This is a genomic window from Streptomyces sp. NPDC004667 (assembly GCF_040609475.1).
Taxonomy (GTDB): Bacteria; Actinomycetota; Actinomycetes; order Streptomycetales; family Streptomycetaceae; genus Streptomyces.
In genome coordinates this window covers 19140-33957 of record NZ_JBEXKC010000007.1, presented here as the reverse complement: position 1 = coordinate 33957, position 14818 = coordinate 19140, and the positions used below count along the sequence as shown (strand labels likewise).

14 protein-coding genes are annotated in these 14818 nt (G+C 73.5%); 9 read left to right on the top strand and 5 right to left on the bottom strand.

The annotated features are described in order from the left end of the window. Positions 1 to 94: 94 nt before the first annotated feature. Both ABZW32_RS05930 and ABZW32_RS05925 read right to left on the bottom strand, forming a co-directional pair. The gene (locus tag ABZW32_RS05930; protein WP_356211694.1) at positions 95 to 1114 is read right to left on the bottom strand and encodes an ABC transporter permease; all 1020 of its coding nucleotides are present in this window, start codon (positions 1112 to 1114) and stop codon (positions 95 to 97) included. After that, complete coding sequence (locus ABZW32_RS05925) at positions 1102 to 2658, bottom strand: ABC transporter substrate-binding protein (protein ID WP_356211692.1); 1557 nt, start codon at positions 2656 to 2658, stop codon at positions 1102 to 1104. Before ABZW32_RS05925 ends, ABZW32_RS05930 begins: the two co-directional genes overlap by 13 nt. A 313-nt stretch (positions 2659 to 2971) precedes the next feature. On the opposite strand from ABZW32_RS05925, the gene ABZW32_RS05920 reads away from it, so the two are divergent. The 6 genes from ABZW32_RS05920 (at position 2972) to ABZW32_RS05895 (ending at position 9671) form a co-directional block, all read left to right on the top strand. Then, positions 2972 to 3967 carry a TauD/TfdA family dioxygenase gene (locus ABZW32_RS05920; protein ID WP_356211689.1) on the top strand — a complete coding sequence of 332 codons (996 nt, stop codon included), beginning with the start codon at positions 2972 to 2974 and terminating at the stop codon, positions 3965 to 3967. A 31-nt stretch (positions 3968 to 3998) separates the two neighbouring features. Next, positions 3999 to 5030 (top strand): ornithine cyclodeaminase family protein, encoded by a 1032-nt coding sequence (locus ABZW32_RS05915; protein WP_356211687.1) that lies wholly within the window; start codon positions 3999 to 4001, stop codon positions 5028 to 5030. Between the two features lie 128 nt (positions 5031 to 5158). Continuing rightward, positions 5159 to 6517, top strand: a complete 1359-nt coding sequence (locus ABZW32_RS05910) for a Y4yA family PLP-dependent enzyme (RefSeq protein ID WP_356211927.1) — start codon at positions 5159 to 5161, stop codon at positions 6515 to 6517. Between the two features lie 30 nt (positions 6518 to 6547). Further along, positions 6548 to 7576, top strand: a complete 1029-nt coding sequence (locus ABZW32_RS05905; protein ID WP_356211685.1) for a cysteine synthase family protein — start codon at positions 6548 to 6550, stop codon at positions 7574 to 7576. A 3-nt stretch (positions 7577 to 7579) separates the two neighbouring features. Beyond that, positions 7580 to 8995 (top strand): MATE family efflux transporter, encoded by a 1416-nt coding sequence (locus ABZW32_RS05900; protein ID WP_356211683.1) that lies wholly within the window; start codon positions 7580 to 7582, stop codon positions 8993 to 8995. Positions 8996 to 9080: 85 nt separating this feature from the next. Next, entirely contained in the window at positions 9081 to 9671 is a 591-nt protein-coding gene (locus ABZW32_RS05895) for a hypothetical protein (RefSeq protein ID WP_356211681.1), read from the top strand. Positions 9672 to 9713: 42 nt separating this feature from the next. Here the strand turns inward: ABZW32_RS05895 and ABZW32_RS05890 are convergent, their stop codons facing one another. After that, a complete protein-coding gene (locus ABZW32_RS05890; protein ID WP_356211678.1) occupies positions 9714 to 10523 on the bottom strand; it encodes a LysR family substrate-binding domain-containing protein in 810 nt (269 codons plus the stop codon). A 58-nt stretch (positions 10524 to 10581) separates the two neighbouring features. Between ABZW32_RS05890 and ABZW32_RS05885 the strand changes: the two genes are divergently transcribed. Beyond that, complete coding sequence (locus ABZW32_RS05885) at positions 10582 to 10986, top strand: DUF5997 family protein (protein ID WP_356211676.1); 405 nt, start codon at positions 10582 to 10584, stop codon at positions 10984 to 10986. A 95-nt stretch (positions 10987 to 11081) separates the two neighbouring features. Beyond that, positions 11082 to 11681, top strand: coding sequence for a DinB family protein (locus ABZW32_RS05880; RefSeq protein WP_356211673.1), 600 nt, complete (start codon positions 11082 to 11084; stop codon positions 11679 to 11681). 85 nt (positions 11682 to 11766) lie between these two features. On the opposite strand, the gene ABZW32_RS05875 is transcribed toward ABZW32_RS05880, so the two are convergent. Then, positions 11767 to 12456, bottom strand: coding sequence for a response regulator transcription factor (locus ABZW32_RS05875; protein ID WP_356211670.1), 690 nt, complete (start codon positions 12454 to 12456; stop codon positions 11767 to 11769). Further along, the gene (locus ABZW32_RS05870) at positions 12453 to 13649 is read right to left on the bottom strand and encodes a sensor histidine kinase (RefSeq protein ID WP_356211667.1); all 1197 of its coding nucleotides are present in this window, start codon (positions 13647 to 13649) and stop codon (positions 12453 to 12455) included. The genes ABZW32_RS05875 and ABZW32_RS05870 overlap by 4 nt, the downstream gene beginning before the upstream one ends. Positions 13650 to 13835: 186 nt before the next feature. Here ABZW32_RS05870 and ABZW32_RS05865 point away from each other — a divergent pair, with 186 nt between their 5' ends. Further along, positions 13836 to 14753: an ion transporter gene (locus ABZW32_RS05865; protein WP_356211665.1), complete on the top strand. Its 918-nt coding sequence runs from the start codon at positions 13836 to 13838 to the stop codon at positions 14751 to 14753. Positions 14754 to 14818: the final 65 nt, after the last annotated feature.

Below are 14818 nucleotides of genomic sequence, written 5' to 3'. Positions count from 1 at the left end.
GCGGAGGTGCCGGCAGGCGGATCGGCGGGCACACCGGCGGCGGTACCGGCCGGCACGTCGGCTGGGGTGTCGGCGGGGGTGTCGGCGGCTGCGGTCACGGGCGGTCTCCCAGGATGCGGTCCCGCAGCAGGTCGGCGGCCAGCAGGACGAGGCTGATGGCGGCGCCCGCGCAGGCGACGACGCCCGCGATGAGCGGGGTGTCGCGGCTGCTGACCGCCGAGGCCAGGACGCTGCCGACGCCCGGGTAGTTGAAGAGGGTCTCCACCACGACGGCGCCGCCGAGCAGCATGCCGGTGGAGGTCGCGATGCCCGTGGCGATCGCGGGGACCGCGCCGGGCAGCGCGTGGCGCAGGACGACCCGGTGCACGGGCAGCCCGTCGAGGTGGGCCGCCTCCACGTGCGGGGTGCGGGCCTGGTCGGCGAGGGCCCCTCGGACGATCCGGGTGTTCCAGCCGGTCTGCGGGATCACCAGCGCCAGGACCGGCATGACCAGCATGGTCCAAGAGCCGGGCGCTCCGTCGGCGCCGGTGACGGTGACGGCGGGCAGCCAGCCGGTCCACAGGGCCAGGACGAGGAGGAGCCCGACGGCGACGACGAACTCGGGTACGGCGAAGGCGGCGGTGGCGGCGTGCGAGACGATCCGGTCGGTGAGCCGGCCGGGGCGGCAGGCGGCCCAGCAGCCCAGGGCGAGCGAGGCGAGGACGGTGAGGAGGAAGGCCGTGCCGCCGAGCAGGAGGGTGTTGGGGAGCGGGTCGGCGAGGAGGTCGGTGACCTTCTGCCCGCGCGCGCTGGTGCCGAGGTCCCCGGTGGGCAGGGCGGTCATCCAGTCGGCGAAGCGCTCCCAGACCGGGCGGTCGAGGCCGAGCAGGTGCCGGCGGGCCGCGACGTCGGCGGCGCTGTCCCCCCGCTCGGAGCTCGCGCTCGCCGCGTCGCCGGGCAGCAGCTCGACCGCGGCGAACACCAGGGCCAGCAGGAGGACCAGCATCAGGGCCCGGCGGGCCACCGCGGCCGCGAGGCGCAGCAGGGGGCGGACGCGGCGCGCCGCACCTGCCTCCCCCGGGGTTCGGGGGGAGGCAGGTGCGGGGTCCGGGGCCGGGCGGCTCAGGCCAGCCACGCGTTCTCCAGCTGGACGCGGCCGTAACCGGGCAGCGTGGGCAGGCCCTTGACCTTGGCGGCGGCGAGGTCGATGCCGTCGGCCATGCCCCACAGGAGGTAGCCGGAGCGCTCGTGCTCGATCTGCTGGAGCTCCTTGAGGGCGGCGGCCCGCTCCTTCTCGTCGACGGTGGCGGTCGCCTTGCGGTAGGCGGCGTCGAAGGCGGGGTCGTTCCAGCCGGCCTCGTTCTGCCCGGCCTCGGAGACCATGGTCTTGGAGGCGAAGAAGACCACGGAGTCGTTGGTGCCCCAGTAGGTCGTGTAGAAGTCGCCGGTCTTCCAGGTCTTGTCCCAGAAGGCCCCGGACTCCTGCTTGACGACCTCGACCTTGATTCCGGCCTCGCGGGCCTGGTTGGCGAACAGGGTCGCGGACTCGGCGAGTCCGGAGACGTCCTCGGTCGTGACGAGGGAGTAGGTCTTCGAGAGGTCGAAGTTCGCCTCGGCGAGGAGCTTCTTGGCCTTCTCCAGGTCCCGCTTGCGCTGCGGGACGTCCTTGGCGTAGGCGGGGTCTCCGGTGCCCATGATGTCGTTGGCGACGGTGCCGTAGCCGGAGAGGACCTGCTTGACCATGGCCTCGCGGTCGACGACCAGGCGCACGGCCTCGCGTACGCGCGGGTCGGCGAAGGGGCTGCCCGGCGCGGCGCGCATGACGATCGGCATCGCCATGTCGTTGGGGCGGCGCAGGACCTGGATGTCCTTGCGGGTCGCGGCGGTGCGGGCGGCGACGGCGCCGGCGTTGGAGGCCACGTCGATCTGACCGGCAAGCAGGGCGTTGGCCATGGCCTGCGGGGTCTCGAACATGGTGACCTCGATGGCGTCGAGGCGCACGGTCCCGCCGTACCACTTGTCGTTGCGGACCAGGCGGGCGTTGCCGCCCCGGTACCAGTCGAGCTTGAACGGGCCGGTGCCGGGGGCCTTGTCGAGGGCGTTGTCCGGGGTGTCCTTCTTCATCACGAAGGTGGCCAGGCGCGTCAGCAGCGGGAAGTCGGCGTTGGCGTAGTCGGAGACGATGACGACCGTGTCCGCGCCGTCGGCGGTGATGCTCTCGGGACCCTTGACCCCGGGCAGGCGGGCCGCGCCGGAGGGGGTGGCGCGCAGCCGGCGCAGCGACCAGACGACGTCCTCGGCGGTGACCGGGGTGCCGTCGTGGAAGGTGGCGCCCCGGGCGAGCTTGAAGCGCCAGGTCTTGAGGTCGGCGGAGGGCTCCCAGGAGGCGGCGAGGCGGGGCACCGTGTTGGTCTTCGCGCCCGGCATGGCGAGGGTGTCGAAGACGAGGGCGATGACGAGGTAGTCGCTCTCGTTGGCCTGGGTGCCGTGGGGGTCGCGGGTGATGGCTCCGGCGCGGCCGAGCGCGCCGATACGGAGCGTGCCGCCGCTCTTGGGCGCGGCGTCCCCGCCGGCCTTCCCGTCCGTGGTACCGCCGTCTCCCGAGGAGCAGGCGGCGAGCAGGGCCGCCGCGCCCATCGCCCCGCCGGCCCACAGCACTTGACGCCTGTTGATGTCCACGTACGCCCTCGTTCCGCTGAAGCAACTGAGTGAATGCTTAGGTTTGCCTACCCTAATAACAACCACCCCCGCAAGTTACGGTCCGCGATGGGATGCATGTCCGAATATCGATCCCAGGTGACCAGCAAGTAAGGTTTGCCTTACCTCACTTCGGTGCTAGCGTTCGAAGCGTTCCCCGGTTCCGCAGGTTTCCGAACGGGCTCCAACTCCCTTTCATTTCTTGCCAGTTGACGCTCCCCGCCATCCCTTCGGGAGAGAGCGCACCCAGAGAACCGGGCTCCCCCTGCCATCCGAAGAAACGGATCTTCTCGCCATGAGCACGGCAGCCGCCCCCGTCCGTCAGCTCGATGCCCCCACCGTGGCCGAACTCCGTCGGGCCGCGGAGGAACTCCTCGCCGAGTTCGGTACCTCCGCCACCAGCCCCCGGCTCCTGGCCCGCGTCCGCGAAGTGGCCGACGGCTTCGGCGAGGACCTGCGCCACCAGTGCCGCCCCGTCGACACCGCCGACGGACTGTTCGTCCTGCGCGGCCTCGACGTCGACGACGCGGCCATCGGCCCCACTCCCCCGGGATGGGCGAGCGCCGGTGACAGCGGAGCCGTGTACGACCTCGCCCTCCTGCTGCTCGCCACCGTGATGGGCAACCCCATCGCCTGGGAGGGCCAGCAGGACGGCCGCTTCGTCCACAACATCGTTCCCTCACCCGGCCACGAGAGCGAACAGACCGGCGCCAGCAGCTCGGTCCTGCTCAGCCCGCACACCGAGGACGCCTTCCACCCCGGCCGCGCCCACCTGCTGATGCTCGGCTGCATGCGCAACCACGACCACATCGCCACCACCGCGGCGAGCGTCCGCCTCACCCGTCTCACCGACGCCGACGTCGACGTCCTCACCCGGCCCGTGGTGCCGATCCTGCCCGACGACGCCTACGCCGAGGCCCAGGGCTACGCCGACCAGGCACCACCGCCCGTCCCCGCGCTCTTCGCCACCGAGGACGGCATGACCCTGCGCTTCGACCCGGCGTACACCCCGCTGGAGGAGGCCGACGAGGCGTACCGGTCCTCGTACGGCCGGCTCTCCGAGGAACTGGCCCGGGTCTCGGTCGCCGTCAGCCTCAGTCCCGGCGAGGTCCTGGTCGTCGACAACGACCTCGTCGTGCACGGCCGCGTCCCCTTCCGGGCCCGCTACGACGGCACCGACCGCTGGCTCAAGCGCGCCTCGGTACGCGTACCCGGCCGCCACACCCGTCCCGACGCCGAGGCCGGCGAGCACGGCTACGGCCAGAGCGCCCTGGAAGCACACGCGAACTGACCACCCGCCCCGCACCCGGAGGACCGACCCCATGACCGACACCAACCCCGGCACCGCTTCCGCACCCGCCCCGGCCACCGCGGACGACCGGCACCTGCGCGTCCTGTCCACCACCGACCTCGCCGGGATCGACATATCCCTGGCCGACGTGGTGGAGACGGTGGAAGGCGCCTACCGCACCCTCGACGCCGGCCTGTCCGACAACCCCCGCAAGCTCACGGTCAAACCGACGGACGGGCACTCCGTCTCCTACGCGATGCTCGGCCGCGACGGCTCCCGCGACGTCGTCGCCGTCAAGACCTCCTACAAGCACGGCCTCGACAAGGGCCGCGAGGAGCAGCACTACTACACCGCGCTGACGCTCTACGACGACGCCACCGGCCTGCCCGTCGCGATGATGGACTGCTCCCGCATCGGCTCCCTGCGCACCCCCGCCGTCTCCGCGCTGCTGGCCCGCGAACTCGCCGCTCCGGCGGCCCGCAGCGCCCTGGTCATCGGCACCGGCACCCAGGGCCGCCTCGCCCTGCCGTTCCTGCTGACCACCCTCCCGGACCTGGACCGGCTGATGCTGTCCGGCACGCACCCCGAGGGCATCGCCGCCGTCCGCGAGCGGCTGCGCGCCCACTTCCCCGACCGGGACGTGGAACTGGTCACCGACCTGAAGGCGGCCGCCGCCGACGCCGACGTCATCGTCGCCACCGCGGGCGGCCACACCCCGGCCGCGGTGGAGGCGGGCTGGCTCCGGCCCGGCGCGCTGGCGGTCCTCGTCGGCCACGGGCTGGCGCCGTCCACCCTGCACGAGGCCGACCGGGTGATCGCCACGAGCGAGGCGCAGATGAACGTCACCGGCACGGACATGGCCGACGCCGACGGCGGACTCCCGCCGGTGGACGGCGAGTTCCCTGCCGTGCTCGCCGGGCGGAGCAGGGGACGGACCGGCGCCGACGAGCGGATCTTCGCCTACAACAGCGGTCTCGTCGTCACCGACATCGCCCTCGGACACCGCTTCGCACAGCTCGCGCTCGCCCAGGGCCTGGGCACGGAGGTCGCGCTGTGGGCGTGAACGGCACGACGGCGACGGACGGTTCCGCCACGGGGAGCGGTTCGGCCACGGAAACCGGTCCCGCGACGGGTCCCGATCCCGCCGCCGGGGCGGCCGGTCCCGCCGCGACCGGCGCCGCCCCGCCCACCCTGCCGGTCCTGCCCGACGCGGCCACCGAGCGGGTGCTGGCGAGCGGACTGCTGCCCGAGCTCGCCCACGCCTTCGGCGGCCCGTTCCACTTCCTGCTGCCCGAGGCCTTCGACACCAACCTGCGGGGCATGCGGGAGGCCCTGGCCTCGGCCGGGGTCGACGGGTTCGTGTACTTCGCGAAGAAGGCCAACAAGGCCGCCGTCTTCGCCGAACGCGCCGCGGCCGGCGGGGCCGGCGTGGACGTGGCCTCCGTCGGCGAGCTGCGCGAGGCCCTCGGCCACGGCGTGCGGGGCGAGCACCTCGTGGTCACCGGGCCCGCGAAGGACCCGGCGCTGCTGGACCTGGCCGTCCGGCACGGAGCGCTGATCGCCGTCGACGCCCTGGACGAACTCGACGCGCTCGTCGCCCTCGTCGCCCTCGTCGACGGACAGCCCGCCGGGCGGATCCGCCCGGCCCGGATCCTGCTGCGCTGTCTGCCGCCCGGTCAGCCCCACAGCCGCTTCGGGCTCTCCGAGCCGGAACTGGCCACGGCCCTGGACCGCTGCGTACGGGCCGGGGGCGCCCTGCGCATGGAGGGGTTCTCCTTCCACCTCTCCGGCTACGCCCTCCAGCCCCGGGCCGACCTCGCGGCCCGGCTGGTCGGCCTGTGCCTCGCGGCGCGGGTACGGGGCCTGGAGGCGAGCCGGATCAGCATCGGCGGCGGCCTGCCGGTCAGTTACACCGACGCCGACAGCTGGCACGGCTTCCTCGCGGAACAGCACAGCGGTCACTACCACGCCGCGAAGACCTTCCGCACCGGCGACTTCTACCCCTACCACTCCCCCGTCGCGGGCCCCGAGGCACTGGCCGCGCTCCTGGCCACCCGCCCCGAGGGCCACGGGCAGCCGCTGTCCCGGCTCCTCTCCGACTCCGGCGTCCTGCTGCTCCTGGAGCCCGGACGGGCCCTGCTCCACCAGGCCGGAGCCACGGTCTTCCGCGTCCAGGGCGTCAAGGAACGCGCGGGCTACCGGATCCTGACCGTCGACGGCACCAGCCTGAGCCTGTCCGAACAGTGGTTCAACAGCGAGTACCTGCCCGACCCCGTCCTCCTCCCCCAGACCCCCCGGGCCGAGCGGGGGACGTTCCCGGCGAGCGTCGGCGCGGCCACCTGTCTGGAGTCGGACCTGCTCACCTGGCGCAAGATCCCCTTCCCTAGCCGCCCCCGCACCGGTGACCTGCTCGTCTACCCCAACACGGCCGGCTACCAGATGGACTCCAACGAGTCCCCCTTCCACGACCTGCCGCTGCCCCCGAAGGTCGTCATGGAACGGACCGGTCCGCCGCGCCCGCGCTGGCGCCTGGACCGCCACTTCACCTGACGTCCCCACCCCCACCCACTGGAGTCACCGATGCCCGGAGCCCTTCAGCGCCCCGCCGTGGTATCCCGCGTATCCGACCTCGTCGGGTACACCCCCCTGCTGGAACTGGCCTCCACCGGGACCGGCAGCCGCCTGCTGCTGAAACTGGAGATGTTCAACCCGACCGGCACGGCCAAGATCCGCATGGCCCGCGCCATGGTCGACGCCGCCGAGGCGGCGGGCGAACTCCGGCCCGGCGGCAGGATCGTCGAGTCCACCTCGGGCAACACCGGCCTGGGCCTGGCGGTCATCGCCGCCGAGCGCGGCTACGCCTTCACCGCCGTCGTGGACCACCACGCCTGCCCCGACAAACTGCGGGGCATGAAGGCACTGGGCACCGAGCTCGTCTACGTCGTCGACGACGGCACCGAGGAACTCGCCACCGCGGCCCGCGAGGAACTCGCCGAGGACATGGCCCGCGGGCAGGACAACACCGTCTTCACCGAACAGCACAACAACCCGGCGAACGGTGTCGGATACTTTCCCGTGGCCCACGAACTCCACGAGGCGCTCGGCGGACGGATCGACGTCCTGATCGGCGCGGTCGGCACCGGCGGCGCCCTCTGCGGCACGGGCCGGGAGCTGCGCACCCTCATGTCCGGCTTCACCGTCATCGGCGTCGAGCCCAAGGGCTCCATCGCCTTCGGCGGCCCGGCCCACGACTACTACCAGTCGGGTACCGGCACCCCGGAGGGGGCCGAGATAGGCGCCCTCGTGGACTTCGACCTCATCGACGAGGGGGTCAAGGTCGGCGACGTCGAGGCCTTCGCGACCTGCCGCGCCGTCGCCCGTACCGGGCTCCTCATCGGCGGCTCCGCCGGAGGCGTGGTCCACGAGGCCCTCAGCCGGCTGCCCTCCCTGCCCCCGGGCACGACGATGGTCGCCCTCGTCAACGACGGCGGAGAGAAGTACATGGACACCGTCTTCAACGACGACTGGATGCGGGCCCGCGGCCTCCTCGACCCCGAGGCCGAACGGGAAATCGAAGAGCTCCTCACCAAACTCCGCGGGAACCGGTAAACCATGCTCACCACGCTCCTCCGCGACAGCCGCGCCCTCGGGGTCCTCGCCGTCCCCCTGATCCTCACCCAGCTCGCCCAGGTGGCGCTGACCACGACCGACACCGTGATGATGGGGCTCCTGGGCACCCGGGAGCTCGCGGCCGGCGGTCTGGCCATCGTCATCTTCAACCAGCTCCGCACCATGGGCGTCGGCCTCGTCACCTCCGTCGGCAACCGGATAGCCGCCGCGGACGCGCGGGCCGAACGGGCGGCCGAGGGGGGCGACGACACCGCGCGGGGAAAGGCCGCGGACGACGAGGTGCGGGACATCGTCCGGGCGAGCCTGGCCGTCGCCACGCTCGCCGGCGTCATCGGCGCCGTCCTCATGATCCTCATCGGACAGGCCCTCGGCCTGCTCGGCCAGGACGCGGACGTCGTCGGCCCCGCCCGGACGATGCTCCTCGCCCTCGCGCCCGGGCTGCTGCCCTGCCTGTGGTTCCAGGCCGTACGCCAGTTCACCGTCGGCATGCGCCGCCCGCAGGCCCTGCTGCGGATCACCATCGCCTCGGTCGCGGTCAACGCGGGCCTCAACTGGGTGCTGATCCACGGCACGTTCGGTCTGCCGCGGCTCGGACTCACCGGTATCGGCATCGCCACCTCGACCGTGTACCTGCTGTCCTTCCTCGCCCTCTTCGCCTCGGCGAAGCGGGACCAACGGCTGGCACCCCTCCTGACCCTCGACCTCACCAGGGCGAACCTGGCCACCGTCAGGCAGCTGGTCGCCCTGGGCGTCCCCATCGCCGCCACCTACGGCTCCGAGGCCGGGTTCTTCTCGCTCACCGCGCTCATGGCCGGCTCCTTCGGACCCGAGGCCCTGGCCGCGCACACCGCCGTCAACCAGCTCGTCTACATCGTCTTCCAGGTCGCCGTCGGCCTCTCCCACGCGGCCTCCCTCAACGTCAGCCGCGAGCTCGCCCTCGGCCACCACGACGACGCCCGGCGCATCAAGAACACGGCGCTGGCCTGCGCCGCCGCCGTCATGGCCGTCGTCGGACTGCTCTACCTGACGGTTCCCCGGCTGGTCCTGGCGCCCTTCCTGGACTCCGGTTCCGACGCCGGTCAGGCGTCGGCCATCGCCGCCCAGCTCCTCGTCGTCACCGCCTTCCTGCAGTTCTTCGACTGTGCGCAGAACATCGGCGTGGGGCTGCTGCGGGGCCTCGACGACACCCGGAGCGGCTTCCGCATCACCCTCGTCGGCTACTGGGCCGTCGGACTGCCGGCCTCCTGGATCCTCGCGTACGCACTGGATCTGGACACCCTCGGCATCTGGCTCGGCCTGCTCACCGGCCTCGCCACCACGGCCGTCCTGCTGCTGCGCCGCTACTCCCGCTCCCTCACCGCCCATGCCCTGGCCCACCCCGCACCGGCCACCTGCTGAGACCGGGGTCCCCCGGGACCTCTCCCGGTCGCACAATGGGAACGGGGGACCAGGCCGGACGGACACGGCGGGAGGCACGCACCCGGTGGACGAACAAGAACAGCACGCGTCGGGCGACCGCAGGCAATGGGCGGCGGCCGTGCTGGCGGGCCTGGGCACGGCCGAGGACATCGACCGCACGCTCACCACGGCGCTCGACCCGCACCCGGACCTGGGCGCCGAGAACAGCGTCCGCAGGGCCCGCGCCGTCCACGCGGCGGCCCTGGGCCTGGGGCCCGCCGGATGCGCCGCCGCGGCGGGGATCCCGGAGCCGATGCTGGCCGGCTGGCGCGCCCATGACCCGGCCTTCGACGCGGCCCTCGCCGCGGCTTCCGCCCTGGCCGAGGCGCACCGGGTCGGGGCGCCCGGCAAGGTCGGCGGTTTCGGCCTGCGCCTGCTGCTCCAGTCCGTGGCCAAGGGGGTGCACGCGGGGACCGCCGCGGCGATCGTCGGCCTGCGTTCCGACCAGCTGCTGCGGCTGCGCCGGGCCAACCCGCAGGTGTCTGCGCTCCTCGACGCGGCCGTCCAGCAGGCGAGGGGCCTGCGCGGGAACGACCGCCGGCCCCGGCGCGGGCACGCCTACCGGCTGGTGCACGTCAGCGACGCCGCACCCCCGGAGGAGACGGCGCGGCACTGAGGAGACGGCGCGGCGCTGAGGAGACGGCCGGACGGCCCGGCGTCAGGGACGGCGGCGCGGCTTGCCGCGCTTGGCGGCCTTGGGTGCGGCGGAGCCGCCGCGGGGGTTCTTGCCGGACGTCTTCCCCGTCGGCTTGCCCGCCGCGCCGCCCGGCTTCCCGCCGGTCCGGCCCGCGCCCGACTTGCCCGCGCCCGACTTGGCCGCACCGGCCTTGCGCTGCTTGGGCTGGGGCGGCGTCGGCGGACGCCCGCGGGTGCTGTTCACCGTCCGTCCCCGGACGATGCCGATGAACTCTTCCACCAGATCGGTGGTCCGCTCCTCGGGCCAGGACAGCGCGATGCGCGACTCGGGGGCGTCGGTGACCGTCCGGTAGGTGAGGTCCTTGCGGTGGTGCAGGCGGGCGAGGGACTGCGGAACGACGAGGACGCCGATGCCCGCGGCGACCAGCTCGATCGCGTCGGCCGTCGTGGCGGGGCGTTCGAAGGCGGGACGGCCCGGGAGGGTCTCCCAGCCGAGGACGTCGTCGAGGGGGTGCAGCACGATCTCGTCGGCCAGGTCCGCGGTCGACACCTCCTCCACGGCGGCCACCAGGTGGTCCTTCGGGATCACCACCACGGTCGTCTCGGTGTAGAGGGGGATCGCGCTGAGGTCGGCCCGGTCCACGGGCAGCCGCACGAATCCGGCGTCGGCGCCGCTGCCGCGCAGCGTGTCGAACGCCTCGGCGGCGGACACGCCCACGAGGGTCAGCGGGACGTCGGGCAGCCGCTCGTTCCAGATCCGCACCCACTTCGTGGGCGTCACTCCCGGGACGTAGGCGAGCCGGAACGAAGGGGGTACATCCGAGCCTGTCACTCCGCCAGGTTACCGGTCGTGGTCGGAGGTGGCGCACACGCTCGATACCCTTGACATCATGACCTCGCACCAGAGCACCCAGACGATGAAGCCCGCGACCGCGGCGAAGAAGCTGGGTGTGTACCTCGAAGCCACCCCCGCAGAGTTCCAGGAGGGTGTGGTTTCGCGCTCCGAGCTGAACGCACTCCAGTCCGAGCCGCCCGCGTGGCTGGTGGAGCTGCGCCGCAACGGCCCGCACCCGCGTCCCGTCGTCGCGTCGAAGCTCGGCGTGTCCATCGCCGGTCTCGCGCGCGGCGGGGTCACCGAGGCCCTGACCACGGAGCAGATCGAGGCCATCAAGCAGGACAACCCCGAGTGGCTGCAGAAGGAGCGCGCCACCCAGGCCGACGTGCGCAAGGAAGCCGTGCGCATCAAGGAGAAGAACGCCCAGAAGGCGCAGAAGCAGGCGGGCGACTCCCAGTAGGCCCCGCGGCCCCGGGAGCCCCCGGGGCGCGGGACGTCGGCGGCACCCGCCGATATTCCGGTGCCCGCCGGGCCCCCCGCCGCAAGACTGGCCCGATGATCACATCGGATGCCAAGAAGGACCTGCAGACCTACCTCCAGGACGCCCGCGAGGTCCTGCTGTGGAAGCTCGACGGACTGTCCGAGTACGACGTCCGTCGGCCCGTGACCCCGACCGGCACCAACCTGCTGGGCCTGGTCAAGCACGCGGCCGGCGCCGAGGCCCTGTACTTCGGCGCCACCTTCGGGCGGCCCTTCGAGGCGACGGGCCTGTGGATCACCGGCGACGCCGAACCCAACGCCGACCTGTGGGCCACGGCCGACGAGACCCGCGAGCAGATCACCGGCCTCTACCGCGCGGCCTGCGCGCACGCGGACGAGACGATCGGGGCGCTCGGCCTCGACGCCGTGGGCCGGGTGCCCTGGGGTGCCCGCGGCGAGGTGACGCTCCACCACAGCCTCGTCCACATGATCGCCGAGACCGACCGGCACGCCGGGCACGCGGACGTCCTGCGGGAGCTCATCGACGGCACCACCGGTCTGCGGACCGGGAGCGAGAGCCTGCCGGAGCGCGACGCGGCCTGGTGGGAGGCCCACCGGGCCCGGGTCGAGCGGGCGGCCCGGGAGGCCGGCCGCCGGGACGGCTCGGCGCGCTGAGCAGGGCCCGCCCCGAGCACGGCCCGCCCTGAGCACGGCCCACCCGCGAGCACGGCCCGCCCGTGGCCCCGCCGGGCGCGGCGGCTCAGCCGGGCGGTGCGACCAGCCCCGCCTCGTAGGCCGTGATCACCAGCTGGACCCGGTCCCGGGCGGCCAGTTTGCTGAACAGCCGTGCCACGTGGGCCTTGGCCGTGGCCACGGAGATGAACAGTTCCTCGGCTATCTCGGTGTTCGACAGGCCCCGCCCGACCAGGACGAGCACCTCCCGCTCCCGGTCGGTGACCCCCGTGAGCGGGTGCTCCGGCCTACGCGGAGGCCGCTCCCCCGCGCCGGCCCCCGGCTGCGGGGTCCGGACGAAGTCCGCGATCAGCCTGCGCGTGACCCCGGGGGCGATCAGGGAGTCCCCGGCGGCCACGACCCGGATGGCGGCGAGGATGTCGTCCAGGGCCATGTCCTTGACCGCGAACCCGCTCGCACCGGCGCGCAGCGCCCCGTAGACGTGTTCGTCCTCGTCGAAGGTGGTCAGGACGAGGATCCTGGGCGCGCCCGGCCGCGCGGTGATCCGCCGGGTGGCCTCGATGCCGTCCATGCCGGGCATCCTGATGTCCATCACCACCACGTCGGGGACGTGTTCGGCCGCGAGGGCGACGGCGTCCGCGCCGGTACCGGCCTCGGCCACCACCTCCAGATCGGCGGTGTCGGCGATGAGCACGCGCAGCCCGGAGCGCACCAGCGGCTGGTCGTCGACGAGCAGCACGCGTACGGGAGCGGTCATCGGGCCGCCTCCGTCGCCAGGGCGGGCAGCGGCAGCTCGGCCGCGACGCGGAAGCCGCCCTCGGGGCGGGGGCCGGCGCTGAAGCGGCCGTGGAGCAGGCTGACCCGTTCGTACATGCCGGTGATGCCGAAGCCGGTCTTCCCGGCGCGCGCGGACGTCCCGCGGCCGTCGTCGAGGACCTCCACGCGCAGTTCCTCCGCCGAGAAGTCGAGGCCCACCCGGGCCCGGGCACCGTCGCCCGCGTGCCGGACCACGTTCGTCAGCGCCTCCTGCACGATGCGGTACACCGACAGGTCGATGTCCGGCGGGAGGTCGCGCCGCTCGCCCGTGGTGCGTACGTCGACCCGCACCCCGGAGTCGGCCAGCGAGGCCGCGAGGGCGTCGAGGTCGGCCAGGCCGGGCGCGGGCCCCGTCGGGACGTGGCCGCCGCCCCCGTCGGACTGGGCCCGGCGCAGGGCGACCAGGGTCCGGCGCAGGCCCGCCAGGGTCTCCCGGCTGGTGGCCTCGATGGCGTCCAGGGCCTTGCGGGCCTCGGCCGGCTGGGTCTCGATGACCCGGCTTCCGACTCCCGCCTGGATGGCGATCACGCCGATGCTGTGGGCGACCATGTCGTGCAACTCCCGCGCTATGCGCAACCGTTCGGCGGTCAGGGCCTCCACCACCGCCGACTCGCGCAGTTCGGCGCGGTGTTCGCGGCGCTGGCGCAGCAGCAGGCCGGCCAGGGCGCAGGCGCCCAGCGTCAGGACGGTGACGAGCAGGTTGCCGGTCATCTCGTACGGGCCGTGGGACAGGCCTTGGACCGCGGCCAGTTCCAGGAGGGCCACGACGGCTCCGGCGACGGCCGCGGCCCGGCGGGAGCGGGTGGCCACGACGATCCCGAAGACGATGGCCACGGGAACGTAGACCAGGTGGCGGTCGGGCATCAGGTCGCCCCGCTGGGCGCCGTAGGCCACGAAAGTGGCGGCGGTCAGGGTGAGGGCCAGGGCCGCGAGGGGCCGGCGCCGCAGCAGGCCCGCGAGCAGGCTGAGCGCCAGGGTCAGGACGCTCGCCCTGAGCAGTCCGCCGGCGTAGGGGGTCCCGCCGATGAGCAGCAGCGCGGTGAACGCGTAGAGGAGCGCCCCGCCCCAGTCCAGGAGGGCCGAGCCGGGTGCGCGGCCCGTCGTCGGGGGCGCGCTCTGCGTTGTTCTGTCCATGTCGCGACAGTAACGGCGGCTTCCCGCCGGGGCATCGGCCCCCGGACGTACGCCCCCGGGCGGGGCCCGCTTCGTTGAAACCCGTTCGGCCGTGGGGCGTTAGAAGGGCGGAGCGGCGCGGGCGCACGCCCCGCGCCGGTCGGGCCCCTGCCCATTCGAGTGCGACGAACGAGTACGAGGAGCGAGATGAACCAGCCGACGCCGGCCGGACCCGGCCGCAGGAGACTGGCGGCCCACTGCCGGAGGATCGCCGAGGACCCGTCCTTCGGGATGGCCGTCTTCGCCGTGATCCTGCTCAACGCGGGACTGATGGGCGCCGAGACCTACAGCGGGCTGGCCGACGCGCACCGCCAGGTCCTGCAACTGGCGGAGACCGGCTGCCTGACCCTGTTCACCCTGGAGATGCTGCTGCGCCTGGGCGCGTACGCGGACCGGCCGAAAGCATTCTTCCGGGACCCCTGGAACATCTTCGACCTGCTGATCGTCGCCTCGGCCTTCCTGCCGTTCCTGCGCGAGAACACCACCGTACTGCGGCTGCTGCGGCTGGCCCGCGTGCTGCGCACCGCCCGGTTCCTGCCCCACCTGCGGATCCTGCTGCTGGCCGTCGGGCGCAGTCTGCCGGGCACGGCCAGCTTCCTGTTCGTCGGGGCGCTGGTGCTCTACGTGTACGCGATGGTCGGCTGGGTCTGCTTCGCGCAGTCCGACCCGGGCCACTACGGGTCGATCGGGCGGGCCATGCTCACCCTGTTCCTGCTGACCACCCTGGACGGCCTGACCGATGCCGTCCGGGCCGGTCTGGAGATCTCCCGGTTCAGCATCGTCTACTACGCCTCCTACGCGCTGCTCGCCTCCTTCGTGCTGGTCAACGTCCTGATCGGTGTGGTGCTCAACTCGCTCGACGAGGCGCGGGAGATGGAGGAGGCCGAAGCCCGGGCCCGGGAGCGCGCGGCGAACGGCACGGATCCGGCCGACGAGGTCCGCGACCGGATCGCCGCGGCCCGCCTCGCCCTGGACGACCTGGAGGCGAGCCTCTCCCGGATCGGCGCCACCCCCGAACCCCTCCCGGAACGCGAGCGGGAACGCCGGCTCGAATCGGCCGTCTAGCGCCGGGGCCCGCCGGGATGTGACGGAAGTCTGACGGACGGCCGCCGCGCCTGGCGTCCGGACCC

Coding starts and splice junctions, on each gene's coding strand:
- ABZW32_RS05915 (WP_356211687.1), top strand. CDS start 3,999: ATGACCGACACCAACCCCGGCACCGCTTCCGCACCCGCCCCGGCCACC.
- ABZW32_RS05865 (WP_356211665.1), top strand. CDS start 13,836: ATGAACCAGCCGACGCCGGCCGGACCCGGCCGCAGGAGACTGGCGGCC.
- ABZW32_RS05875 (WP_356211670.1), bottom strand. CDS start 12,456: ATGACCGCTCCCGTACGCGTGCTGCTCGTCGACGACCAGCCGCTGGTG.
- ABZW32_RS05900 (WP_356211683.1), top strand. CDS start 7,580: ATGCTCACCACGCTCCTCCGCGACAGCCGCGCCCTCGGGGTCCTCGCC.
- ABZW32_RS05880 (WP_356211673.1), top strand. CDS start 11,082: ATGATCACATCGGATGCCAAGAAGGACCTGCAGACCTACCTCCAGGAC.
- ABZW32_RS05920 (WP_356211689.1), top strand. CDS start 2,972: ATGAGCACGGCAGCCGCCCCCGTCCGTCAGCTCGATGCCCCCACCGTG.
- ABZW32_RS05905 (WP_356211685.1), top strand. CDS start 6,548: ATGCCCGGAGCCCTTCAGCGCCCCGCCGTGGTATCCCGCGTATCCGAC.
- ABZW32_RS05870 (WP_356211667.1), bottom strand. CDS start 13,649: ATGGACAGAACAACGCAGAGCGCGCCCCCGACGACGGGCCGCGCACCC.
- ABZW32_RS05885 (WP_356211676.1), top strand. CDS start 10,582: ATGACCTCGCACCAGAGCACCCAGACGATGAAGCCCGCGACCGCGGCG.